The organism is Rhodopseudomonas boonkerdii (assembly GCF_021184025.1).
Taxonomy (GTDB): Bacteria; Pseudomonadota; Alphaproteobacteria; order Rhizobiales; family Xanthobacteraceae; genus Tardiphaga; species Tardiphaga boonkerdii.
This window is the reverse complement of the sequence record NZ_CP036537.1, coordinates 3,899,146-3,921,265: the sequence shown is the minus strand read 5'-3', so window position 1 is coordinate 3,921,265 and position 22,120 is coordinate 3,899,146. Positions and strand designations below refer to the sequence as shown.

The window sequence follows — 22,120 nt, the reverse complement described above, 5'->3', positions numbered from 1 at the left end:
AGGCGCCTGGCGCTCGGAAGATGATCGCGGCGGCTGCGTCGTCAGGCGAACTGACTGAGGCCGGGGGTGCCCGCAATGATCTGGTCAATCGCATCAGAGCCGATCTTCTCACGTCCAAATTTGAACAGTTCCCGGGCGACGCTCTGGATCTCGCCCATGCCGAGGCCCATACCCATCAGCTTGCTGCCAAGCGCCATCAGGCCGCCGCCCAGCATGCTGAAGCCGCCGCCTTCATTGGCTGCAATCGCAGCTTCCGCACCGGGAATCTGTGCCACCAGTGCGTTGAACGGTTCGGAAGGGGCTTCCCGTTTGAGGAACTCGAGAATGCTGCCGACGGCTTTCTCGGCCACAGCCTCATCGATACCGACCTTTGCGGTCAGCGCTTTGATCAATTCATCCATGATGCCCCGCCTCACACCGGTTGAACCGGTGTCCTTCGTTTGAAAAATCATCTTGAGCCGGTGTGATTCGAATTTCAAGCACACGCGTTGGTTCGGCGGTCGATTCAATGTGATCGCGCGCCGGGTGTTGCAGCAATGCAATCGCAAGTGTGAAATTTCGGTCAATGGTGTGCGTTCACAAGAGCGCGCTGGTTTGGAAAAATTCGTATGCCGTCTGGTGCGTGCAAGCGCTTCTAGGCGACAGGATATCGCGACATGCGTCGCTGGCCTTCGCTCTGCAACATGCGGTAAGATGATGAAGCGCCGCGAATATTCTTTGAATCTTTTTGATGCGCGATAGGCGATCCGGAGGCGATCAGATGGCACCGAGCACGGCAAGTTCGACAGCGGGCGATACCGACAAGCAGATTTTCATCGGCAAGGGTGACCACGAAGCCTGGCTGACACTGGCGCTCGGAAATCGCCACGGCCTGGTCACCGGCGCGACGGGAACCGGTAAGACAGTATCGCTTCAGGTGATGGCCGAAGGCTTTGCCCGCGCAGGTGTTCCGGTTTTCGCAGCGGATATCAAAGGCGATCTGTCCGGCATCGCCGAAGTGGGCGAGGGCAAGGACTTCATCTTGCAGCGTGCGAAGGAGATGGGGCTGACTTTTCAGCCCGATCAGTTCTCGACGATTTTCTGGGACGTGTTTGGCGAGCAGGGCCATCCGGTTCGCGCTACGGTTTCGGAGATGGGGCCACTGCTTTTGGCGCGGCTGCTCGATCTCAACGATGTGCAGGAAGGCGTGCTCAATGTCGCGTTTCGCGTCGCCGACGAGAATGGCCTGACGCTGCTCGACATGAAGGACCTGCGTTCGCTGCTCGATGCGATCGTGCCGAAGCCCGTCAAGAAGGATGAGGTCGATCCGCTCGCCGAGATCCGCGCCTCCGCATCCAGCTTCGGCAATGTCTCCAAGGCGACAGTCGGCACCATCCAGCGGCAATTGCTTGTGCTGGAGAACCAGGGGGGCGATAAATTCTTCGGCGAGCCCGCGCTGGAGCTGAAAGATTTTCTCAGGACCGATCGCGACGGCCGCGGCATGGTCAACATCCTTGTCGCCGACAAGCTGATGGCCAGCCCCCGCCTCTACGCGACCTTCCTGTTGTGGCTGCTGTCGGAACTGTTCGAGGAGTTGCCGGAAGTCGGCGACCTGCCGAAGCCGAAGCTGGTGTTCTTCTTCGACGAGGCGCACCTGCTGTTCAACGATGCGCCGAAAGCCCTCATGGACAAGATCGAGCAGGTGGTTCGTCTCATCCGTTCGAAGGGCGTCGGTGTGTATTTTGTCACCCAGAATCCGATCGATGTGCCCGATCGCGTACTCGCGCAGCTCGGCAACCGCGTACAGCATGCCTTACGCGCCTTCACGCCGCGCGACCAGAAAGCGGTGGCTGCTGCTGCGGACACCTTCCGTGCCAATCCGAAGCTGGATACGGCAACGGCCATCACCGAACTCGGCAAGGGCGAAGCGCTGGTATCTTTCCTTGAAGGGAATGGTACGCCGGCGATGGTCCAGCGCGTGATGGTCCGGCCGCCCACGGCGCGCATCGGGCCGATTACGCCGGAGGAGCGTAAGGCGATCCTCAATGCCAGCCCGGTGAAGGGCAAATACGACACCGCGGTGGATTCGGATTCTGCCTACGAGATGCTGCAACGGCGTGTCGCGGGCAATGCGGCGACGCCGGCCGAGGCCGGAACGGCAGGGCCCGACGGCGGCGGTTTCCTTGGCACGCTCGGCGGCATCGTCGGCAGCATCTTCGGTACCAATACGTCGCGCGGCCGGCTCACCACCGGACAGGTGATCGCACGCAGCGTCACGCGCTCCGTTACCAACAAGGTGGTCGGCGGTATCGTTGCCAATGTGGGCAAGCAGGTCGGCGGTTCGCTCGGCAGCTCCATCGGCCGCGAGATCGTACGCGGCGCGCTGGGCGGGATCATGAAGCGCTGACAGTTTTGCCGGTTGCGCTTGTGCGACCGGTTCTCGATGGAACAGGTTTGAAGGAATTCGCCATGTCGGTATCGTCGCAACTGAACTCCGTCCTCGCGCATGTCGATGGCGATTTCGACAAAGCACTGGAACGTTTGTTTGCTCTGTTGCGGATTAAATCGATCTCCGCCGATCCCGCCTTTGCGGACGATTGCAAAAAGGCTGCGCAGCATCTCGCCGGTGAGATCGAGGCGCTTGGTTTCAAGGCCGAGGTGCGGCCGACCGCGGGCCATCCGGCCATCGTCGCCACGGCCAAGGGCAATACCGGCAACCGCCCGCATGTGCTGTTTTACGGACATTACGATGTGCAGCCCGTCGATCCGCTCGAGCTCTGGCACCGCCCGCCCTTCGAACCGGTGGTGACCAAGCATGCCGATGGTCGCGACATCATCGTCGCCCGCGGCGCACAAGACGACAAAGGTCAGCTCTCCACTTTCGTCGAGGCCTGCCGCGCCTGGGTCAAGGTGACGGGTGCGCTGCCGATCGATCTCACCATCTGCATCGAAGGCGAGGAGGAAGTCGGCTCGAAGAATTTCGTACCGTTCCTCGAAGCGCACAAAAAGGAACTCGCGGCGGATTTCGCTGTGGTCTGCGACACCGGCATGTGGGACCCCTCGACGCCCGCAATCACCACGGCGCTGCGCGGTCTCGTCTATGAAGAGGTGAAGATTACCGCCGCCGACCGCGATCTGCATTCCGGCATCTATGGCGGCGGCGCGCGTAATCCGATCCGCGTCCTGACCAATATTCTCGGCAAGCTGCATGACGATGATGGCCGTATCACCATTCCCGGCTTCTATGACGGCGTAAAGGACCTGCCGCCGGACATCCTGAAGCAGTGGAAGGGGCTCGGCCTGACGCCGGAAACCTTCCTGAAGCCGATCGGCCTTTCGATTCCGGCTGGCGAGAAGGATCGCGAACTGATCGAGCAGATCACCTCCCGTCCGACCTGCGACATCAATGGCATTGTCGGCGGCTATACCGGCGAAGGGTCGAAGACCGTCATCGCCTCGCATGCCTCGGCGAAGGTCTCGTTCCGCATCGTCGAAGGTCAGGACCCCGGCAAGATCCGCGATGCGTTCCGGAAGTTCGTGACCGACCGGCTTCCGGGAGACTGCACGGCTGAATTCCTCGATCACTCGAACGCGCCGGCCATTGCACTCGACTGGAACATGAAGCCGCTGGCCGCCGCACGCGATGCCCTGAGCGAGGAATGGGGCAAACAGGCCGTCCTGATCGGCTCCGGAGCGTCCATTCCCATCGTGGCGGATTTCAAACGCACGCTCGGGCTAGACTCCCTGATGATCGGCTTCGGGCTGGATGACGACAACATCCATTCGCCGAATGAAAAATACGATGTGAGGAGCTTCCAGAAAGGTATCCGCTCCTGGGTCCGCATCATCGCGGCGCTGGCGGAAGTGAAGAAATAGCGCTGTCCCTCATGGTGAGGAGGCGCAACGCGCCGTCTCGAACCATGAACTGGCGGGGCTCGCGCTTGCGGCCATCCTTCGAGATGCACGCCAAGCGGCGCGCTCCTCAGGATGAGGGCTGAGCTGGACGGGGCGTCCGCGCGCGATCCCGCCAACGTAAAAAACGCCGCCCGGGATTGGGCAGCGTTTTGTCGTCGGTGTAGAGGTCTGTAACCTCCTTATAGCACGAATCTCACGTCCGGTAAGACGGATCGCGGCGGTCGAGCTTGCGCAGCATCGGCGGCCAGACGAGCTGGGTCGAGCGCAGTTCGGCGCGGTCGGGGTTCGACACCAGCTCGGCATTCTTGTCGATCACGGCTTGATCGACCGGATAGGCAGTATCACCGAGAATGCGGGTGCGGACCTGCATGGTGCAGGCGCGTTCCAGATAATACATGCGCTCGAACGCCGAGGCGACCGAGCGCCCGACAGTGAGCGTGCCGTGATTGCGCAGCAGCATGGCGTTCTTGGTGCCGAGATCCTTCTGCAGGCGCGGGCGTTCGTCGTGATCGAGGGCGACGCCTTCATAGTCGTGATAAGCGAGGTCCGGGATCACGAGCTGGGCTGTCTGGTTCAGCGGCAGCAGGCCGTCCATGCAGGAAGCGACCGCGGTTCCGTCCGGCGTGTGCAGATGCATCACGCAGCCGGCATCCTCGCGCACTTCATGGATCGCGGAGTGGATGGTGAAGCCGGCCGGATTGATGTGGTAGTCGGTTTCGCTGAGCAGGTTGCCGTCGAGATCGACCTTCACCAGGCTCGATGCGGTGATCTCCTCGAAGATCAGGCCATAGGGATTGATCAGGAAGTGGTGCTCGGGACCCGGCACGCGCGCGGAGATGTGGGTGTCGATGAGATCGTCCCAGCCATAGAGTGCGACGAGGCGATAGGCCGCGGCGAGGTTGACGCGCTGCGCCCATTCGGCCTCGGTCATGTTCGATGGCACGGCTTTGAGATGGGCGGCTTCGGCTGGTGACATGATGGGTGCTCCCGGATTGCCTGGCAGTATCCAGGCGTTTGCTAGCGTGAGCCTAGTCCTGCCCCGACGAGGCAGCAAGCCGGGCGGTCCGCGGGCCAGTCATGCTTTCGGGTGCGAGAGCGATTGCGGCGGCCTGCGATTGACCGAAGCGCGCGGACGCCGGGATACGCTCATGCGACGCAGCACGTCGCCGATGACGGCGGCGGCGTTGTCGATCTCCGTCTCGTTCCAGGCAGCGAAACCGAGGAACAACCCTTTGCCGGTCACCGGTCCGGTGAAATGTTGCGACAGGGCACGCCCGGTGACGCCTTCCTGTGCCAGGTATGCAACGACATCGCCATCGTCCCAATGCGGCGCGAGATGTGCCAGCAGTTGCATTCCGCCGGCCGGCGGCTCGATCGTCAGGTGCTCGCCCGCAGCAGCACCCAGCGCTTGCAGGAGGTGATCGCGACGGCTGCGATAGACGCGCGTCATCTTGCGGATATGCGCGGCGAAGTGGCCGTCGTCGATGAATTCGGCCAACGCGTCCTGCACTGGGGCAGGCACGATGTGGCTGCCGTGACGCTGCGCCTTTTCGAACAGATTGGCTAGGTCTGGCGGCACGATGGCGTAGCCGCTGCGGACCTCCGAGAACATCGATTTCGAGAAGGTGCCGACATAGAACACGCGGCCGCTGTCATCGAGGCCTTGCAACGCAGCGACGGGCCGGCCGTCATAGTGGAATTCGCTGTCATAATCGTCCTCGATGATCGCTGCGCCGACCTCGTTCGCGAAGCCGAGCAGCTGTTGCCGACGGCTGACCGGCATCAGCCGCCCGGTGGGATGCTGATGCGACGGCGTCACGAAAATCAGGCGCGGGCGGTCTTTACGGCCCCTGAAGGCCAGGCCATTGCGGTCCAGCGAAATGCCGCGCACCGTGGCGCCGGCGGCATCGAGTGCGGCGCGTGCACCGCCATAACCGGGGCTTTCAACCCAGGCGAGATCGCCGGCATCGAGCAGCACGCGAGCGATCAGCTCGAGTGCAGCCTGCGCCGATGGCATGAGAATGATCTGCCGCGCCTCGGCCCGGACGCCGCGATGCTCGGTGAGATGGCGGAGCAGGGCTGCGCGCAGCGATGCACGATTGATCGCGGGATCGCCGGTTGGCGCGCGTCGTGCCGCGCGTCGCAGACACCGCGCCCAGATGTCATGGGGAAACAGCCGGCTATCGGCCAGCACCGTGGCCAGCGGCCGCGGCGGACCGTTATGAATGAACGGCCAGGCCGATTTTCGCACGCGCTCGGCCCAGTGCGACACCGCCACCGGTTTGGGCTTGGTGCGCGCAATTTTTCGTCCGGTCTGCAGCGGCTTGTCACCGGCGGCGGCCACTATCGGGCGCCGTCCCCGCGCCACGGTGAGATAGCCCTCCATCGCGAGTTGATCGACGACTACAGAGACGGTGTTGCGTGCGATGCCGAGTTGCCGTGCGCATTCGCGGCTTGATGGAAGGCGCTGACCTGGCGGCAGTGCGCCGCTCAGGACTGCCGCGCGGAGCTGATCGTAGAGCTGCCGCGTCAACGTCTCGTTGCTCGCGGCTCCGCGCTCGATATCGATCAGCCCCGCGAGAATGTCATCCATCAACTGGCTCAATTATTTTTAGAAAAATGGATCTTTATTTAGGGCCAGTAAAACCTAGTGTCCTCCCTCTGTCGAGTGCGTCACGCACCGAAGTTGCGAGATGAAGACATGACCGACCATCCCCTGTCACGCCGCGTGGCATTGCTGCTGTTTGCCGTCGTCGTCACCATGTGGGGGCTGAACTGGACGCTGACGAAATTTCTGGTGCAGCACATTCCGCCGCTGTGGTCGGTGGCGCTCCGGGCGATCGTTGCGGCGCTCGCTCTGGCGGCCATTGTGCTCGTGCGCCGGCAATTCGTCGTGCCGCGGCGCGGCGATCTGCCGGTGATTGCCAGCGTCGCATTGCTGCATATGGGCGCGTTCTCGGCGCTGGTCGCTTTCGGCCTGCAATTCGTGCCGGTGGGGCGCTCCATCGTGCTCGGCTACACCACGCCGCTATGGGTCGCGCCCGCCGCGTGGTTGCTATTGCGTGAGCCTGTTCCGAGGGAGCGTCTGGCGGGCATCGTGCTCGGGCTGGCCGGCATCGCCGTGATGTTCAACCCGTCGGCCTTCGACTGGAGCAACGGCAATGCGCTGATCGGCAGCGGTCTGCTATTGCTTGCGGCCGTGTGCTGGGCGGCGAACATCGTTTATGTGCGTGGCCACCGCTGGGTCTCCGAGCCGTTTCAGCTGGTGGTCTGGCAGGCGTTGCTCGCGAGTGTGTTGCTGACGACGCTGGCGCTGATCCGCGAAGGTGTCCCCGATATCGCATGGACACGCGAACTTGTCGGCGCATTGCTGTTCGGCGGGATCTTTGGCACGGCGCTGGCGCATTGGGCGATGGTGATCATCAATCGCAGCCTGCCGGCCACCATCACATCCCTCGGCCTGCTGGCAACGCCGGTGATGGGCGTTGCGATTTCCGCGCTGGTGCTAGGCGAGGCGATCGAGCTGTCGCTGATCGTTGCGATGGCCACGATCCTCGGGGGAATTGTGATCGGGACGATGTCACGCAGGAAACCGGATGGTGAGCCGGTTGAGGCGCCTATCCCAGCTCCCGCCCGACCATCTCGCCAATCGCCTTGAACACGGTCTCCAGTTGCGAAGCGGTCGGTGCGCCGCCGCGCGTATAGGCGGCGATGATCACGGGGCGATCCGGCGCAGGCCAGACCACAGCGATATCGCCGGCGGCGTCCTTGCCGTTATTGCCGGTCTTGTCGCCGATTTTCCAGGATGAGGGGAGGCCGGCGCGCAGGCGATTGGCGCCGGTTTTGCAGTTCACCATCCAGTCGACGAATTGCGCCCGCGATCGCGGCTGCAGTGCATCGCCGAGGGCGAGATGCTCGAGAGTCAGGGCCATCGCGCGCGGTGTTGTGGTGTCTTCGACGCGGCCGGGCGGCGTGCGATTGAGCGCGGGCTCGTTGTGGTCGAGGCGCGAGGTGACGTCGCCATTGTCGCGCCAGAACCGGGTGAGGGCCTTGGGTCCGCCGATCCGTGCGAGCAGCAGATTGGCGCAGGTGTTGTCGCTCAGTTCGACGATCGCCTTAGCCATGTCGCCGACCGACAGCGCGCCCTTTGCGAGATTTTCCTTGGCGACCGGCGCATAGGCGAGCAGATCTTTCTCCGTATAGGCGATCATCGCATCGAGGCGATCTTTGCCATGGTCCACGCGCGCAAGCACGCAGGCAGCGAGCGACGCCTTGAAGGTGCTGCACATGACGAAGCGTTCGACGTCGCGCCAGGCGAGTTCGGCACCGCTCACCAGATTTCTGGCATAGAGCCCGATCCGTCCGCCGCTGTCCCGTTCATAGGCGAGCAGCGCTGGATGGACGTCTTTCGCAAAGGCAGGCGTGGCGGCGAATGCGGATGCGGTGAGCAGGAACGTGCGGCGATCGATCATCATCTCGTCTCGCTCGCAGCCGAAGACGGAGAAATGATGGCGACGGATGCCGATGCCCGGCGCTTATGGCGCCGGGATCGCCAGCAGGCTGGAAATGCTGCTGCCGCGAATGTCGTATACGCGGGCAAAGACGACGTCGTCGCGCTTGATCTCGGCGACCACGGGCGCGGTGAGGCCCTTGCAGTAGAACTCGCCGAGCGTCATGGCGAAGTCGGCAGCGTGGCTGTCCCAGCCGATGGTGAAATCGGGACCGAGTGCGACCTGGGCCGGACGCTGCGGCCCGCATACCGCGACCTTCCATTTGCGACCGGCCGGTGGATGTTCCTGCCGCTCGTCGATCTGCTCCTTTAACGCGTCCGATGCCTGCTTCAGCGCGAGACCCCAGTAATCGAGCATGTATAGCGCGTCGGCGTGTCGTACGGTGCCGGCAACATAGTTGAAGTGCGTGTATTGATACGGATGCAGGCGGATCATCTCCGCCATCGGCAGCATCAGACCGAAAGACAGTGCAGCGACTGCGGCCGCCTGTGCGCCACGATGATTGACGCGCAGCCAATCCATCAGTGAGGCGAAAGCGATGCCGGCGAGCACGGTCATCGGCGGAATGACGAAGACGAAATGGCGGATGCCGTTGTAGAGCGCCGGACGTTTCACCATGGCGATGATCAGCGGCAGCATCGCTGCGGCGGTGAGCATCAGCAGGATCGTCTTGCGGCGCGCCGGCACATTCTTGCGCGAGGTCGCAACGATCGTCAGCGCGATGCCGCCGGCCAGCAGCGTGATCAGCACTTCCGGCAGCTGCAGCGCGAACAGCGTGGGGAGATAGGACCACGGCATGTCCGGCACCGAGATCATGGCGCCGTCGAACATTTCCTTCCACGGCTTCTCGAAGAAGTGCGAGAAATAGGTGAGGGCGCGCAGCGGATTGGCCGGCTCCAGGATTGACCACGGCCAGATCAGGCCCATGATCAGGTAGCCGAAGGCGAGGCCCGGCAGCAGCAGATAGACAACATGGAGCAGCCGGCGGATCGCTTCGCGCCCGCCTTGGGTGCGCCATTCCTCAAGGAACAGCGGTGCGAAGCCGATCAGCGCATAGATCAGCGTCAGGCCGGCGAGGATGCGGCAGCCGATCGCGCAGCCGGCGCCGATGCCGAGGATCAACACCGTGCGTGTGGACGGGGCCGGATATTCCTGGACGAGACGCACGAGGCCGAGCATCAGGACGATCATGGCTACTGCGAAGGGAGCGTCCTTCGGGTTCATGAACATGTGGCCATAGAAAGTCGGGCACAGCGCGAGCAGCAGCAGCGTGACAAGGCCGGCAATGGGACCTGCGATCCGCCGGCTGACGCGCCACGTCACGGCGATGCCGATGATGCCGACGATGGCGCCGAGCAGGCGGCGCGTCTCGAACAGTTCGAGCGGGATCACCTTGTGCAGCAGCGCGGCCGCCATATCGAAGCCGCCGCCATACATATACAGATTGGCGAAGGAAAGGGCGCCGGTGTCGCGGAAACCGCTGCCATACATCTTCAGCAGGAGATCGGCATATTCGGCATGGGTATAATCGTCCCAGCCGAGACCGTAATCCCGGAATGTGAAGCTCGCGATGATGCTGATCACGACCAGCGCCAGGATGGCGAGGTCGTCACACGTCTTCTCCACCGAGCGCCGCGCGGGCGTTTCGATGGCCGCAGTCGTAATCGATGACATGGCTATAGACGATCCGGTGTCCCAACCCAAACAATGGCTCGGCATTGCGCTTTTTGAGCCTCATTCCCCGGCATCGGTATAGCGCGTTTGTACTTTGGAGTAATTGAGAATTGTGGCTGAAATTCTCTTAAATTACGTGCAGCGCAACAACAAAAGCTTTGTTTTTTAGCCGTTCCGCGAATGGAACGACGGGTGGGTGCGGTGGCTGGGATGGGAAGCGGCGCCTGAAAGTTGTTCAGCCGTTGTAATTTACCGCAAACACTGAACGCAAAATTGGCGTTTGGCGAACTGTGTCATATGACGCTATCGTGTGCATGTGACGAGACTCGCGGGGTGTCCGTCCAGGAGTTTGAAGACCATGATAGTGCTGCTGATAGCCGGGATAGGGGTGATCCTGGCGGGCCTTGCCGCGATCGGATTTGGTATTCCGGTCAAGGAATTCGGGTTCGGCAACACACTGATCCTCACCGGTTCGGTCGGGGTCTGTACTGGCCTGATCATGATCAGCCTCGGCTTGGTGGTGCGCGAGATGCGCAGGCTGGCCGCGTCGCTCGCAGAAACCGCTCCGTCCGCCGCAGCGCCGTTGCCCCGCCGGGAACTGAAGCTGCCACCGACTCCTCGAGAAACCGACGACGAAAGCGAGGAGGCACCCGTTCCGCCGTTTTTCAGCCGCGAAACGCTTCCGCCATCCGCACCGCCGGTGCCGGCGGGCCCGGAACCGGGCGTGCCGCCGTGGCAGGACGAGGTGTTGCGCGATCGCGAGCGTCTTGTTGCTACGAACAGTCCGGCCGAAGAGCCGAAGCGGCGCAATCTGTTGTTCACCTCGACCCGCCGTGACCGCGAGAAGGATCGCACCGACGCCGTCGCGCAAGCGCTGGAGCTCGATCTGTCGGCACCGCCACCTTCGCCGCCACGCGAGGAAACGCGCCGCCCCGACGATTCTCAGCAGGTGGATGAGGCATCGAGCTTCGAGGATGCGTGGCCGCGAGGGGGGCGTCCTTCGCCGCAGCCCGACCGTCCCCGTTTTTCCGATGCGATCCGCCAGGCCGCGCGCGCTTCTGCCACTCATGCGGATCGGTTCGGCGACCGGGTGCCCGATCCAAGCGAGATCCCGGATCGTGACGAACCGCTACCCGCTGCTCCAGCCCGCGCTCCCGGCGTTACCGTGCTGAAATCCGGCGTGGTCGACGGTATGGCCTATTCGCTCTATTCCGACGGTTCCATCGAGGCACAAATGCCGGAAGGCTTGATGCGCTTCGCCTCCATCGACGAATTGCGCGAACATCTCGAAAATCGCAGCTGACGCGACCTTCCCCTCGAAAGATGGCGCCATGAGCGATACTCCTGCGAAGAGCTTCATCGAGCTGACGGCGACCATCGTCTCCGCCTATGTCGGCAACAATCCCGTGCCTGCGGCGGAACTGCCGGCGCTGATCAATCAGGTCCACGGCGCCCTGACACGGGTGTCCGGCAATGGCGCGGCCCCCGTGCTGGCTGAACAGGCGCCGGCCAAGCCGGCCGTGCCGGTGAAAAAGTCGGTGACGGCCGAATATCTCGTCTGTCTTGAGGACGGCAAACGCTTCAAATCACTGAAGCGCCACCTGCGCACCCAATACGGGATGACCCCCGAGCAGTACCGCGAAAAATGGGGACTGCCGGCCGATTATCCGATGGTGGCACCGAACTACGCGGTGGCGCGCTCGCAGCTCGCCAAGCAGATGGGCCTCGGCCAGCAGCGCAAGCGCCGCAAGTAGGTACAGGGTTCCATCTCGTGAGAATTTTTGGCGAACAAATCGGGACGAAAACTTGACCGAGCAATCCCGAGCCGGCAGCGCGGTATGCAACGCTCCGGCTTGGGCCCGTACCGGCAGTGCCGGACTGCGGACTTAATCCACAAATAGGAAGTTGATCCAATATTTCGCTTGCGAAACACGATGACTCATGAGTTTATGTTTTCGTATGGAGAACAAAATGAGAACATCAAAAGATCGCCGCGAGCGTCCCGAACAGATCGACCCGCACCGGGCCCGCCATATGTCGCTGGAGACGCGGCAGATTCTCACTGAGGACGGCATTGCCAGCGTGCTGGTGAATGACAGCGAGAGCCCCTTGGCCTGGCTCGCCCGCCGCAAGGGGCGGGACGGGCGCAGCCTGATTGCCCCGCATCAGTTCATCGCCGGGGAGAAGCTGCGCGCCGATTTCACCCGCGCCAATATGGCCCCGCGCGTCACCGCCAGCTGGACCGCACCGACCGGCGGCCGTCCGCGCGGCTCAGGTCTGAGCCCCGGCGAGACGACGGATGTGATGTTGGCCTCACGACAGCGTGTCGGGCATGCGCTCGATGCCTGCGGTCCGGAATTCGCCGGGATCTTGATCGATGTCTGCTGCTTCCTGCGCGGCCTCGAGGATGTCGAGCGCGAACGGAACTGGCCGGCGCGATCGGCCAAGGTGGTGCTGCAACTCGGCCTTGATCGGCTGGCGCGGCACTATGGTTTTGCAGGCGAGGCGAAGGGCGGCCCGGCGAAGCTGCGGACGTGGCTGGCAGAAGGAGTGGCGTTCGAAGTGTGAGGCGGCATTCTGCTACGAGATCGTCTCAGCCCGCCGTTTCCAGCGCCTCGCGCGCGTCGTTCCGGATGCGCTCGACCATCGAGCGCAGGCCGTTGGAGCGCTGCGGGGTCAAATGCTCGCGAAAGCCGAGTTCGTCGAACACCCCGATCGCATCGGTTTCGAGAATGTCGTTCGGTGTGCGATCGGAATACAGCGCGAGCAGGATCGCGATGAGACCGCGGACGATATGCGCGTCGCTGTCGCCGAGATAGCTCAGTACCGGCGTGCCCTTGTCGTTGGTTGCCACCTTGCGTGCCAGCCAGACCTGGCTGGCGCAGCCATTGACCTTGTTGGCGGCGGAGTGCTCGTTCTCGGGCATCGGCGCCAGCGTCCGGCCGAGCTCGATCACATAGCGATAACGATCGTCCCAGTCGTCAAGCAGTTCAAAATTGGCGCGGATGTCGTCGATGGTCGTGGTCATGGCAGCCTTGATGCGAATGTCAGCCCTATATAGGGGCGATTTGCATCGAATGCGACCGGGGTTCCGGCATTTGTCGATGGGAACCGGCGCTTACGGCGCCGGCGGCGCGTCTGGCGACTGCCAGTCCACGACGAGATCGTCCTGCGTCAGCGTATCCGGCTTCGCGGTCACCGCCATGTTGTGGTCTTGATTCCCGCCTTCGCCGATCGAGCCGGTATGATCTGGCTTCTTCTCGGTGATGATCTGATAGACCTTTCGCGCGCCTTCTTTCGCGCGTTCCCCGATATAGGCCGCAGCATTGCCGCCGACTTCGCACGCGGCCGGTTGGCGCTTGCAGAACTGACTCATATCGGACGCGGCTGCCGTTGCCGCCGAGATCGCGTCGGAGGCGCCGACCTGTGGCATCGCCTTGTCGGCCTCCGGCGTGTGGTCCCGCGGCAGCAGCACGAGCACGAGCCCGATCCAGAATGCCATGCGCAGCAGGAAGAACATGAAAACCCCGTCGTCTCGTCCAGTCGTTGCGAGTGATTACCGTCGATATCGAAGCTAGGCGCTGTCGATAAACTTCGAGTATTTGCAAAGCGATTAATTCGACGAAAATCGATGCGATTGGAGATGGCGTAAATTTTTGATTGATGGCGTGTGTCGTCCCAGCGAAAGCCGGGACCCATAACCTCGAAAGCTGCGTTGAAGCACTTCATCGGCCTCGCGCTCTTGTTATTTTCCAGTGTCTATGGATCCCGGCGTTCGCCGGGATGACGGCTGAGATATCACCACGCGAAATGACGGGAGCGCGCGTCCACACTTTCGAAACCATACCTGCTGCGGTGAAAGTTTCCGTTCACCACAATGCGCGAACGAAAACGCGAAAACTCCCTTCAAATCGAGACTTGCGCGTTAGGCATCGTCAGGTCCTCGATCGTCTTAGCGTTCGTTTAATGTCGCTCTGACAGGTTGGCCCGGTGTTGAAGGAGGCGTTTCGACGCGTCGATGCAGACGAGTATGTCGAAGCGAAACGAGTGACAGTGTTGAACATCATCAGAGACTGTCTTGATGCGATGCTGCACCCGTCCGTGCGCTACGATGCACTGACGAGCGCGCGTCATCGCGCCTTCATGGCACCGCGGCTGCTTGGCAGCCTCGTCGCCCTCGCGGCATTCCCTGTCTATCTCGCCATGCGCGGTGCGCCTGCGGCGCTTGAAGTCATTGTCTTCGCGTGGCTGATCGCACCGATCCTGCTGTCCTATTTCCTGTCGCGAACCGGCCGTTACGAGAGCGCGCAGATCATGTCTTCGATCGCCGTCGCCGGTCTCGTGATGATGGTGGCGATCTTTACCGGCGGTATCGCGAGTTTCGCCGCGATCTGGCTCGTCGTCCTGCCGATCGAGGCGGCGCTGTCGGCATCGCGCCGGATTGTCGCCGTTGCATCGGGCATCGCCATCTCTTGCGTCGCGGCGCTGGTGATCCTGACCGCGCTCGATTGGCTGCCGGCCGCGGAAGCGGGCACCAGCCACGCCGTCTTTATGACTTTCGGCATTGCTTCGGCGACGCTTTACGCCGCCGGCCTCGCTTTCGGTGCGGAGTCGCTGGCACGCACCAGCGTGTCGCTCCTCAATGTCGAGGAAGGCCGCTATCGTCTGCTGGCCACCCATATGAGCGATGTGATCTCGCGCCATCGTCCCAATGGCACAGTGCAGTTCATTTCGCCTGCTGCAGAAACGCTGGTGGGTGTGCAGCCGCAGCGATTGCTCGGCCACGGCCTGTTCGACCGCGTTCATGTCGTCGATCGGCCGGCCTATCTCACCGCATTGTCCGATGCGGCGCGCGGCGGCGAGGCGCGCAGCGTCGAATTCCGCCTGCGCCGTGATGGTGCGCGCGGCGAAGCCGGCGCCTTTATCTGGGTTGAGATGCGCTGCCGGCCGCTGGAGGGCACAAGCGATCGTCCGGCGCCGGCCAACGCCGAGACCGAAGTCGTCGCTGTGCTGCGCGACGTCACCGACCGCAAGCTACAGCAGCAGGCGCTGGAAGAGGCAAGGATCGCGGCCGAGCGCGCCGATGCGTCGAAGACACGCTTCCTGGCTACCATGAGCCACGAACTGCGTACGCCGCTGAACGCCATTATCGGTTTCTCCGAAATGATCGCGCAGGAAGATATCCTGATGCTGGATGCAGCCAAGCGTCAGGAATATGCACGGTTGATTAACGATTCCGGCCAGCATCTGCTGTCGGTCGTCAACGGCATTCTCGATATGTCGAAGCTTGAATCCGGCAGCTTCGAGCTGGCGCCCGAGCCGTTCGCCCCGCGTTCCGCGCTGATCAATTGCTGCAATCTGCTGGCGCTGAAGGCGAGCGATAACGGCGTCGATCTGATCACCGATGCGCCGAAGGATCTTCCGGAGATCAACGGCGATCCGCGTGCCTTCCGTCAGATCCTGCTCAATCTCGTCTCTAACGCCATCAAGTTCACCGAGCGCGGCGGCAGCGTTACCGTCACCGCAGGGGTCGAGGGGGCACGTCTGGTCGTACGCGTGCGCGACACCGGTGTCGGCATCGCCGCAGACGATCTCGCACGCATTGGCGATCCGTTCTTCCAGGCTGGCGAGACCTATCACCAGCGCCGCCATGAGGGCACCGGCCTCGGCCTGTCGATCGTCAAGAGCCTTGTCGGCATGCATGGCGGTGACATGCAGGTGCAGAGCCGCGTCGGAGAGGGGACCAGCGTCACTGTCGCGCTGCCGCTGGATTATGCGGCGCCGCAAGCTGCGCCAAGCAACATCACGTCCCTCAATATTGTCAGCGCTGCCTCGCGCAGTGCATCTTCCGAGACGATCCATCAGGTGAAGAAGAGTGCCTAAAGCGAGTCCGAAATCCGCCAAGTCGAAGCGTGCGCGTGCCGTTGCCATCGAAGAGCCGGCCGAGCGCGGGCTGCTGATGCGCATGGTGCTGCACAGCCCGAAGGACATGATCGCCGGCCTGATCGCCTTCTCCGCCGTCAGTGCGATTATCGCGAACGCGATCTTTCTGCAGAAAGGTCATCATCCGTCGCCGATGTTCGGCTCCAGCACTGTGGTCGCGTTGCCCGCACCGGCTGCAAACCCGTTGCCGAAGCCGCGGCCGAGCGATGCGACATTGACCTCGTCGGATGCGAAACTCGATTCCCGCATGATCGACGCCAGGCCGGTCAATCCGGTGAGTGATGCGAAGCCGTCGGTGGTCGCCAGGCCTGCCGAGCCGCGTGGCGGCGATGCCATGGGCAATTTGGTCAAGGCGACCGCTGCACCGGCGACGACCCAATCGGTTCAGCGTCCGCCGGTTGCCATTCCAAATGCCGGCAAGTCCGATCCGCTCGGCGATCTCATCACCAACACCCGTCGCATCGCCGCCGTCCAGCGCGCGCTCACCGAATACGGCTATGGCCAGCTGAAGCCGACAGGCAATGTCGGTTCGGATACATCTGCCGCCATCCAGCGCTTCGAGCGCGAACGCAAGCTGCCGGTGACTGGCCAGATGTCCGACCGTCTGGTCCAGGAGCTCGGCACCGTGACCGGCCGGGTGATTAACTAGCGATTGCGCGACGGCTGGCGTATCGTCATCAACATGAGCCGTTTGAAATCAGCAATATGGGTGGCTGCCTATCTGCGCCGCTGCCAGACCGAAGGCGTGTTCGGTGCCGTGCGCCGGCGCGGAGCAGAGGAAGCGGGAGCGATTTTCGTCAAGCTCGCGCTGCTCGATGGCAGCGCCATCCTCTATACGCCTGCGCCACAGACCGCATATGACGACAGCCGTCCGATCGATCGGGTTTTCGCGCCATCGCCGCCGCAGCCGGTGGAGGAGCTGAAAATCGAAGAACGGCTGCAGAAGGAGATCGGCTTCGATCCGGATCTCTGGATCGTCGAGATCGAGGACAAGGCCGGGCGGCATTTCCTCGATCTGGCCAAAGGCTAGAGCAGTTCCTGCTTTGATGGAATCGTGTCCCGGACGCGATGCGGCATTCTTTATGCCGCTTCGCAGAGCCGGGACCGCAACAAACGCCGAGCTTTGCACGGTCCCGGTTCTGCGCAGCAGCGTTGGCGATGCGGCGCATCGCCTGACGCCGCAGCGCGCCCGGGACACGATTTTATCATGGTCAGAAATACTCTAGTTGCCCGAATTGTTCCGCGTCCGCGTGATGTCCGCACCCGGCTGCGCGCTGGGCTGGATGCTCGGACGCGCCGTCGGTGTCGCCGCACGGACGCGCTGACGTTCGTCGTCATACAGGGTCGGGCGGAATTTCGCGCGGGTAGCTGCGAGATGCGCGCCGCGCCAGGCGGCGACCATGATCAGCGCCGCACGCTCGGTCAGCACGTCGTACATCCGCGATAGCCGGTACACATTGTTCACCGAGGCGCCGAATTCCGGATTGAGGAACAGCAGCACGCGCTGGAAGATCGCGCCATGCATGCCGAGTGCCTTGGCGCAGCAGGCGAGCGGCTCGCCGCCGGGATCGTTGACCACCTGATCGGCGATCGCCATCGGCAATATGAGCGCTTCGCCGATTTCGCGCGCGAAGTTTTCGCGGTCCTCGGCGAAAGCTGCCATTTCCAGAATATGCATCGCGCGCTCGGCGCGCGCTAGTGGAATGCGTGCGGACGGCTGCAGTGGCGTATCCGCGAGATTATGCAGCATCTTTGCGCGCTCGGAGGCATTGGCGGCGAAGAACAGATTGCTGATTTCGGCGGCATCGTTCGGCTGCATCGTCCGGTTGACGATGCGTGATGGCGGCGGAGCGGGCTGCGACAAGGTCGGCACAGATACGTCTGGCGCAGGGGACGGTGAGGCAGGCACCGGTTGCAGCGCGAGCTGATCGAGGATCACGCGCGGGCTGTTTGGATAGATCGACAACCGGGCGCGCACCGCAGCGCGCGTGGCATCATCCACCTGGTCGAGCAGCCGTGAGGCCAGTTCGACGAACTGCTTCTCTTCGTCCGCGGTGTGGCTCGGCGCCTGGACATAAAGATCGGTCAGCACCCGCAGCAAGGTCGGACGAATATCGACACCTTCGCGGCGCGATAGCGTCATCAGGCCGTCGAAGCCTGGAATCATGGGCGGAGTGGTCATGGTCGGAACGCTGACTGAGGCTGCTTTGCCTCAAATTACGACCGACCGATTAAGAGCCTCTTAACCATGGAGGTGCCGGGACGGTTCCATGGCAGGTTATGTCATCCGGCCGCCAAATACCGTCAGTGCTGGCCTTCGTAGGGGCATGCTGCCCGGCGCGGATCGCCCGTTCGGTGCGGCGTCCCAAGAAATAGACGCCACCTGCGGCATCGGCCCGCGCGGGATTTGCCCAAGGAAGCTCACCGGATCGTCAAAGACAATGGCCTGATGGCCTTCAAGTGGAACGAGCATACGCGCCGGCTGGGCACCGTCCTTGCGCTGCTCGCGCCCTATTGGGAGCCACTGTTCGGTCACGGTGTGTCGCACCAGCAGAAAGGCACGTCGTGGGTGATGCTGCGCCGGGTTGATTGCTTCAATCCGCCTGAGAGCGCGGCACCCGGCTCTTTCCATGAACCCGCAGGACGGACGAGGCTGACCATGGGTGACATGGGCGACCTCTACAACGATCTGCGCGATGAGCGTACGCTTTACCGTGGGAACCGAAGTGCGGCGCTTTCGTTAGTTCCCGCGCTGGAACCAATACACGGAATCAAAACCTCACAAGGAGACTGCACCATGAGCGATGCCGGCGTTGGCTGGATTGCAGCTATTATCATCGGTGGGCTAGCGGGCTGGATCGCGTCAAACTTCATGAAGAGCGATACCGGCATCTTCACAAATATTCTTCTCGGCATCGTCGGCGCAGCGGTCGCCAGCTTTCTATTGGGCTTGGTCGGCATTGGGTTCGGCGGCTGGATTGGCTACCTCATTGCAGGATTTATTGGAGCCTGCATTTTGATTTGGGGCGCTCGGGCTATCCGAGCTTAATCAGAAGGCGCCGTTTCACCACGGCGCCTCACTCGTTTGCGCTTCGTTCGCAGGGCCTGGCGCTAATGACCTTGAGCCGAAGCGCATCGCATGTTGTAGCGGATCAACTTGCCTTCGGACCATAGAGCTTTGAACCAACGTTCTTCAGGAACTGACGCTCAAACGCATCGAGACGCGGATCATCGACGCTCGCCACAACGATCCCTTGATCGTTGAATGCATGAACCTTGATGGCGTGATGATCGACGGAACGACCGATAGCTCGGGTCGGATAATTGGTGTGCAGCGACATTACATAGCTGTGCCCATGGAAGCGAAAACCCGCCGCGGCGGGCGCCGGGCGGGTCAACACTTTCAGACGAATTTGGATTGTCCCCACTATGTCAAGGGAACGACCCCAAAGCAAGCGCTTTGTTAGTTACTCACACCTCGCAGAAAGGCTGCTGCGAGCTGCGCGCTCCGCTCTTACTTAGGATACTTGAATTCCGGCGCCGCCTTCAGCGCATCCTTCGTGGTGTTCATCTTTGCGACCCATTTGTCGTTCTTCACATCGTGGGTGATCGCAACCGATGCCGGCGACACCGCGACATAGCGCTCGCCCACCCCCAGGAAGCCGCCGACGGACAGGATCAGTGCATCGATCTTCTCGTTCTTGATGGCGATGTCAGTGATCTCGCCGACAGTCTCGTTCGCCTGATTGGTGATGTTCAAACCCTTCAGCTTGGACGAAAACATTTCGTCCTTGCCGACCGTGGAGAACTTCGCTTCCGCCGGCGCACTGCCTGTAGTGGTCGCTGCGGTCTGAGCGAGGGCCGGGGTGGCGAGTGCAGCGAGAGCGACAGTCACAAGAGCAAGCTTTTTCACGATAGTCTCCTTGTTGGTAGGGACCGAGCAACGTACCAACACAAGCTTGGTTCCAAAGCTTTCGGAGCGCCGACCGAAAATCCGAAAGGCCTTAAACGCTGTCTACCCGGCCGAGGCAGAGGGCTCGACGCGACGGTGCCCTAGTCCTCGGGAGGATCGCGATGAGTGCGGCGGCTTCTTCCCAGGACCGCGGCGCTGCCCAGCCCGATACCGATTACAGGCTGCGGCCAGCCGATATCGATATCCTCACAAAGCTTGAACGCGAGCATATCGGCGTCTCGTTGCCGGGCACTTCAACGCGAGATCGGTTGCGCAAGCTCGGTCTTATCGCTGGCCTGACAGGCTACAGCCCTAATTACTCGCGTCGGGAGAAGCGATGGTACCTGACCCCATCCGGCCGACAGGCGTTGCAGGATTGGGCTCCCGCACTTCGCTCCAAGGACGGCACGGGAGGCGCGGCATGAAGGTGCTCGACCTGTCCGCCGGCAACCGGGCTGTCTGGTTCAACAAGGCGCATCCGTGCGCCACCTACATCGACATCCGGCCGGAAGTCCAACCCGACATCGTGGCCGATAGCCGCGCGCTGCCGGCGAACATCGGCGAGGATTTCGACCTGGTGGTCTTCGATCCTCTGCACAAAAACGGCGCCGCGACCGGAAACATGGTGCGCAACTACGGTCATTGGACGGCCGAACAGATCACCGAGATCATCGGCGAGACGGCCAGGCGATCGAAATAACGCAGCCAGAAGAACGGCAGCGTCGCCAGCCGCGAGACTGTCGCCGGCGCCAAGGGCGCGTGAGAAATAACGGATCTACCATCGCATGCACATCACTTGATGGTGGGCACGGCGCTTTGCGCCTTTGCCCACCCTACAAAGATGTGATCAAGCTGCGGCTTTCGCATCGACTGGATGCGGGATGCGGAAGGCAACGGCGATTCTGTTCCACACATTGATGGCGCCGATGGCGGTGGTGATCTTCACGCTTTCGTCTTCCGAGAAGTGTTTGCGGAGTTCGTCATAGGCGTCGTCCGGCGCCTGGGTCTGGGCGATCAGTGTCACCGCATCGACCCAGCCGAGCAGCGCGCGTTCGCGCGGCGTATAGACGGTCGATTCCCGCCATACCGACATCAGATTGATCCATTGCTCGCTGAGTCCGTCGTGACGCGACTCTTTCACATGCATGTCGACGCAATAGGCGCAGCCATTGATGATCGATGCGCGCAGCTTGATGAGGTGAATGATTGCAGCGTCGAGGCCGCTCTCTTTCACCACATAGCGATCGAGTGCTGCGACAGCCTTGTAAGAGTCGGGGGAAGCCTTGGCGAAGTTGATGCGCGGTTGCATGACGGTCTCTCTCAAGTTGGCGGGGAAATCAGTTGGCGCTGCGGCGCCGTTCGTTGAGTTCGAGAAAGGCGCAGCCACGTGCGGCGATGGCGCCGTCCTCGTCCTTGATGCGGAGGTCGCCGAGCACGTCGGCGAGGGTGACCTTCGCGAGTTCGCTGCGATAGATGCGCTCGGCGCGCAGCATCGCGGCATTGATCGAGCACGGCATCTTCGGCTTGCCCGGCAGCGGATTGGGGCCGCGCTGGCGGATCTCGGCGCACCGGAAGGCTGGAGCGGGTCCCTCGATCGCCAGCACCACATCGAGCAGCGTGATCTCCCTGGGCGCACGGGCGAGACGATAGCCGCCGGTCGGACCCGGCTTGGTGACCACGATGCCGGCGCCCGACAAGGCCTGCAGATGCTTCAGCAGATAGCTGGTGGAGACGCCGTGATATTCCGCGAGCGCCGCTGCGGAGAGCACGCCGTCAGCCGTCAGCCCGGCCATCATGGCCACGCTGTGAATGGCCTGCTCGACACCATCGCTCATCTTCACCGAGGCAGCTCCGAACTAATCATGGATATCTAGTATCCATGATTAGTTCGGGAGTCAACGCGGGTGATGCCGCAAGCAGCCATGGGAAAATGTTCACGATTTGTGCTTGACGATTTTCCGTAAAGGATTATTATCCATCCCGTCCCGCCTCACTGAGAGGGGTGGTTCGCGATCGTCACGATCTGCGAGGTGGGATGCGGTGACGCTCTTAGGCGTCAGGCGGGGAAGGGCGTGACAGGGCGGTGCCGAGAGGTGCTGTGAGTTGCGATCCGGAAGCGCTGATGACGACGCCGCGAGCGCCGGCC

Annotated in this window: 24 protein-coding genes; 12 read left to right on the top strand and 12 right to left on the bottom strand. The window is 62.4% G+C overall.

Features of this window, described 5'->3' with window-relative positions; all coding sequences use genetic code 11:
* Window positions 1-41: 41 nt before the first annotated feature.
* Window positions 42-401, bottom strand: coding sequence for a DUF2267 domain-containing protein (locus E0H22_RS18050; RefSeq protein WP_233026416.1), 360 nt, complete (start codon window positions 399-401; stop codon window positions 42-44).
* Between the two features lie 359 nt (window positions 402-760).
* Between E0H22_RS18050 and E0H22_RS18045 the strand changes: the two genes are divergently transcribed.
* Window positions 761-2,386 (top strand): helicase HerA-like domain-containing protein, encoded by a 1,626-nt coding sequence (locus E0H22_RS18045; protein ID WP_233022369.1) that lies wholly within the window; start codon window positions 761-763, stop codon window positions 2,384-2,386.
* A gap of 62 nt (window positions 2,387-2,448) precedes the next feature.
* Complete coding sequence (locus E0H22_RS18040; protein ID WP_233022368.1) at window positions 2,449-3,855, top strand: M20/M25/M40 family metallo-hydrolase; 1,407 nt, start codon at window positions 2,449-2,451, stop codon at window positions 3,853-3,855.
* Between the two features lie 232 nt (window positions 3,856-4,087).
* Here the strand turns inward: E0H22_RS18040 and E0H22_RS18035 are convergent, their stop codons facing one another.
* Both E0H22_RS18035 and pdxR read right to left on the bottom strand, forming a co-directional pair.
* Window positions 4,088-4,870, bottom strand: a complete 783-nt coding sequence (locus E0H22_RS18035) for a class II aldolase/adducin family protein (protein WP_233022367.1) — start codon at window positions 4,868-4,870, stop codon at window positions 4,088-4,090.
* 99 nt (window positions 4,871-4,969) lie between these two features.
* The gene (gene pdxR, locus E0H22_RS18030) at window positions 4,970-6,487 is read right to left on the bottom strand and encodes a MocR-like pyridoxine biosynthesis transcription factor PdxR (RefSeq protein WP_233022366.1); all 1,518 of its coding nucleotides are present in this window, start codon (window positions 6,485-6,487) and stop codon (window positions 4,970-4,972) included.
* A gap of 108 nt (window positions 6,488-6,595) precedes the next feature.
* Here pdxR and E0H22_RS18025 point away from each other — a divergent pair, with 108 nt between their 5' ends.
* The gene (locus tag E0H22_RS18025) at window positions 6,596-7,552 is read left to right on the top strand and encodes a DMT family transporter (RefSeq protein WP_233022365.1); all 957 of its coding nucleotides are present in this window, start codon (window positions 6,596-6,598) and stop codon (window positions 7,550-7,552) included.
* Here E0H22_RS18025 and bla read toward each other — a convergent pair.
* Window positions 7,512-8,369, bottom strand: coding sequence for a class A beta-lactamase (bla, locus tag E0H22_RS18020; protein ID WP_233022364.1), 858 nt, complete (start codon window positions 8,367-8,369; stop codon window positions 7,512-7,514). The genes E0H22_RS18025 and bla overlap by 41 nt on opposite strands.
* Before the next feature lie 60 nt (window positions 8,370-8,429).
* On the bottom strand, window positions 8,430-10,079 hold the full coding sequence (locus E0H22_RS18015; protein ID WP_233022363.1) for a glycosyltransferase family 39 protein: 1,650 nt from the start codon (window positions 10,077-10,079) through the stop codon (window positions 8,430-8,432).
* Window positions 10,080-10,437: 358 nt separating this feature from the next.
* On the opposite strand from E0H22_RS18015, the gene E0H22_RS18010 reads away from it, so the two are divergent.
* From E0H22_RS18010 to E0H22_RS18000, 3 genes are all read left to right on the top strand, one after another.
* Window positions 10,438-11,382, top strand: a complete 945-nt coding sequence (locus tag E0H22_RS18010) for a hypothetical protein (protein WP_233022362.1) — start codon at window positions 10,438-10,440, stop codon at window positions 11,380-11,382.
* 28 nt (window positions 11,383-11,410) lie between these two features.
* Window positions 11,411-11,833, top strand: coding sequence for a Ros/MucR family transcriptional regulator (locus E0H22_RS18005; RefSeq protein WP_233022361.1), 423 nt, complete (start codon window positions 11,411-11,413; stop codon window positions 11,831-11,833).
* Window positions 11,834-12,050: 217 nt separating this feature from the next.
* Complete coding sequence (locus E0H22_RS18000) at window positions 12,051-12,647, top strand: DUF6456 domain-containing protein (RefSeq protein ID WP_233022360.1); 597 nt, start codon at window positions 12,051-12,053, stop codon at window positions 12,645-12,647.
* A gap of 25 nt (window positions 12,648-12,672) precedes the next feature.
* Here E0H22_RS18000 and E0H22_RS17995 read toward each other — a convergent pair whose 3' ends face one another.
* Both E0H22_RS17995 and E0H22_RS17990 read right to left on the bottom strand, forming a co-directional pair.
* Window positions 12,673-13,107 (bottom strand): SufE family protein, encoded by a 435-nt coding sequence (locus E0H22_RS17995; RefSeq protein WP_233022359.1) that lies wholly within the window; start codon window positions 13,105-13,107, stop codon window positions 12,673-12,675.
* Window positions 13,108-13,197: 90 nt separating this feature from the next.
* Window positions 13,198-13,599: a DUF5330 domain-containing protein gene (locus E0H22_RS17990; protein ID WP_233022358.1), complete on the bottom strand. Its 402-nt coding sequence runs from the start codon at window positions 13,597-13,599 to the stop codon at window positions 13,198-13,200.
* Between the two features lie 527 nt (window positions 13,600-14,126).
* Here E0H22_RS17990 and E0H22_RS17985 point away from each other — a divergent pair.
* Genes E0H22_RS17985 through E0H22_RS17975 form a run of 3 tightly spaced genes read left to right on the top strand, consistent with a single transcriptional unit; the run spans window position 14,127 to window position 17,052 of the window.
* Window positions 14,127-15,962, top strand: coding sequence for a PAS domain-containing sensor histidine kinase (locus tag E0H22_RS17985; protein ID WP_233022357.1), 1,836 nt, complete (start codon window positions 14,127-14,129; stop codon window positions 15,960-15,962).
* The gene (locus E0H22_RS17980; RefSeq protein ID WP_233022356.1) at window positions 15,955-16,671 is read left to right on the top strand and encodes a peptidoglycan-binding domain-containing protein; all 717 of its coding nucleotides are present in this window, start codon (window positions 15,955-15,957) and stop codon (window positions 16,669-16,671) included. Before E0H22_RS17985 ends, E0H22_RS17980 begins: the two co-directional genes overlap by 8 nt.
* A 33-nt stretch (window positions 16,672-16,704) precedes the next feature.
* A complete protein-coding gene (locus tag E0H22_RS17975; RefSeq protein WP_233022355.1) occupies window positions 16,705-17,052 on the top strand; it encodes a DUF1491 family protein in 348 nt (115 codons plus the stop codon).
* Window positions 17,053-17,244: 192 nt separating this feature from the next.
* On the opposite strand, the gene E0H22_RS17970 is transcribed toward E0H22_RS17975, so the two are convergent.
* Window positions 17,245-18,204 (bottom strand): DUF2336 domain-containing protein, encoded by a 960-nt coding sequence (locus E0H22_RS17970; protein ID WP_233022354.1) that lies wholly within the window; start codon window positions 18,202-18,204, stop codon window positions 17,245-17,247.
* Between the two features lie 615 nt (window positions 18,205-18,819).
* Between E0H22_RS17970 and E0H22_RS17965 the strand changes: the two genes are divergently transcribed.
* Window positions 18,820-19,071: a GlsB/YeaQ/YmgE family stress response membrane protein gene (locus tag E0H22_RS17965; protein WP_233026415.1), complete on the top strand. Its 252-nt coding sequence runs from the start codon at window positions 18,820-18,822 to the stop codon at window positions 19,069-19,071.
* Window positions 19,072-19,174: 103 nt separating this feature from the next.
* Here E0H22_RS17965 and E0H22_RS17960 read toward each other — a convergent pair whose 3' ends face one another.
* Together E0H22_RS17960 and E0H22_RS17955 are read right to left on the bottom strand one after the other, a co-directional pair.
* Window positions 19,175-19,363 (bottom strand): hypothetical protein, encoded by a 189-nt coding sequence (locus tag E0H22_RS17960; RefSeq protein ID WP_233022353.1) that lies wholly within the window; start codon window positions 19,361-19,363, stop codon window positions 19,175-19,177.
* A 173-nt stretch (window positions 19,364-19,536) separates the two neighbouring features.
* The gene (locus E0H22_RS17955; RefSeq protein ID WP_233022352.1) at window positions 19,537-19,935 is read right to left on the bottom strand and encodes a PRC-barrel domain-containing protein; all 399 of its coding nucleotides are present in this window, start codon (window positions 19,933-19,935) and stop codon (window positions 19,537-19,539) included.
* Between the two features lie 161 nt (window positions 19,936-20,096).
* Here E0H22_RS17955 and E0H22_RS17950 point away from each other — a divergent pair, with 161 nt between their 5' ends.
* On the top strand, window positions 20,097-20,399 hold the full coding sequence (locus E0H22_RS17950) for a hypothetical protein (protein ID WP_233022351.1): 303 nt from the start codon (window positions 20,097-20,099) through the stop codon (window positions 20,397-20,399).
* On the top strand, window positions 20,396-20,674 hold the full coding sequence (locus tag E0H22_RS17945; RefSeq protein WP_233022350.1) for a hypothetical protein: 279 nt from the start codon (window positions 20,396-20,398) through the stop codon (window positions 20,672-20,674). The genes E0H22_RS17950 and E0H22_RS17945 overlap by 4 nt, the downstream gene beginning before the upstream one ends.
* Before the next feature lie 147 nt (window positions 20,675-20,821).
* Here the strand turns inward: E0H22_RS17945 and E0H22_RS17940 are convergent, their stop codons facing one another.
* Window positions 20,822-21,283, bottom strand: a complete 462-nt coding sequence (locus tag E0H22_RS17940) for a carboxymuconolactone decarboxylase family protein (protein WP_233022349.1) — start codon at window positions 21,281-21,283, stop codon at window positions 20,822-20,824.
* Window positions 21,284-21,311: 28 nt separating this feature from the next.
* Window positions 21,312-21,815 (bottom strand): RrF2 family transcriptional regulator, encoded by a 504-nt coding sequence (locus E0H22_RS17935; RefSeq protein WP_233022348.1) that lies wholly within the window; start codon window positions 21,813-21,815, stop codon window positions 21,312-21,314.
* Window positions 21,816-22,120 lie beyond the last annotated feature (305 nt).

Bases quoted from the DNA above. Each gene is read 5' to 3' on its own strand.
- E0H22_RS18005 (WP_233022361.1), top strand. From the start codon at position 11,411: ATGAGCGATACTCCTGCGAAGAGCTTCATCGAGCTGACGGCGACCATC.
- E0H22_RS18035 (WP_233022367.1), bottom strand. From the start codon at position 4,870: ATGTCACCAGCCGAAGCCGCCCATCTCAAAGCCGTGCCATCGAACATG.
- E0H22_RS18015 (WP_233022363.1), bottom strand. From the start codon at position 10,079: ATGTCATCGATTACGACTGCGGCCATCGAAACGCCCGCGCGGCGCTCG.
- E0H22_RS17960 (WP_233022353.1), bottom strand. From the start codon at position 19,363: ATGTCGCTGCACACCAATTATCCGACCCGAGCTATCGGTCGTTCCGTC.
- E0H22_RS17990 (WP_233022358.1), bottom strand. From the start codon at position 13,599: ATGTTCTTCCTGCTGCGCATGGCATTCTGGATCGGGCTCGTGCTCGTG.
- E0H22_RS18045 (WP_233022369.1), top strand. From the start codon at position 761: ATGGCACCGAGCACGGCAAGTTCGACAGCGGGCGATACCGACAAGCAG.
- E0H22_RS17995 (WP_233022359.1), bottom strand. From the start codon at position 13,107: ATGACCACGACCATCGACGACATCCGCGCCAATTTTGAACTGCTTGAC.
- E0H22_RS17970 (WP_233022354.1), bottom strand. From the start codon at position 18,204: ATGACCACTCCGCCCATGATTCCAGGCTTCGACGGCCTGATGACGCTA.
- E0H22_RS18010 (WP_233022362.1), top strand. From the start codon at position 10,438: ATGATAGTGCTGCTGATAGCCGGGATAGGGGTGATCCTGGCGGGCCTT.
- E0H22_RS18000 (WP_233022360.1), top strand. From the start codon at position 12,051: ATGAGAACATCAAAAGATCGCCGCGAGCGTCCCGAACAGATCGACCCG.
- E0H22_RS17965 (WP_233026415.1), top strand. From the start codon at position 18,820: ATGAGCGATGCCGGCGTTGGCTGGATTGCAGCTATTATCATCGGTGGG.
- pdxR (WP_233022366.1), bottom strand. From the start codon at position 6,487: ATGGATGACATTCTCGCGGGGCTGATCGATATCGAGCGCGGAGCCGCG.
- E0H22_RS18040 (WP_233022368.1), top strand. From the start codon at position 2,449: ATGTCGGTATCGTCGCAACTGAACTCCGTCCTCGCGCATGTCGATGGC.
- E0H22_RS17950 (WP_233022351.1), top strand. From the start codon at position 20,097: ATGAGTGCGGCGGCTTCTTCCCAGGACCGCGGCGCTGCCCAGCCCGAT.
- bla (WP_233022364.1), bottom strand. From the start codon at position 8,369: ATGATGATCGATCGCCGCACGTTCCTGCTCACCGCATCCGCATTCGCC.
- E0H22_RS17975 (WP_233022355.1), top strand. From the start codon at position 16,705: ATGAGCCGTTTGAAATCAGCAATATGGGTGGCTGCCTATCTGCGCCGC.
- E0H22_RS17945 (WP_233022350.1), top strand. From the start codon at position 20,396: ATGAAGGTGCTCGACCTGTCCGCCGGCAACCGGGCTGTCTGGTTCAAC.
- E0H22_RS17940 (WP_233022349.1), bottom strand. From the start codon at position 21,283: ATGCAACCGCGCATCAACTTCGCCAAGGCTTCCCCCGACTCTTACAAG.
- E0H22_RS18025 (WP_233022365.1), top strand. From the start codon at position 6,596: ATGACCGACCATCCCCTGTCACGCCGCGTGGCATTGCTGCTGTTTGCC.
- E0H22_RS18050 (WP_233026416.1), bottom strand. From the start codon at position 401: ATGGATGAATTGATCAAAGCGCTGACCGCAAAGGTCGGTATCGATGAG.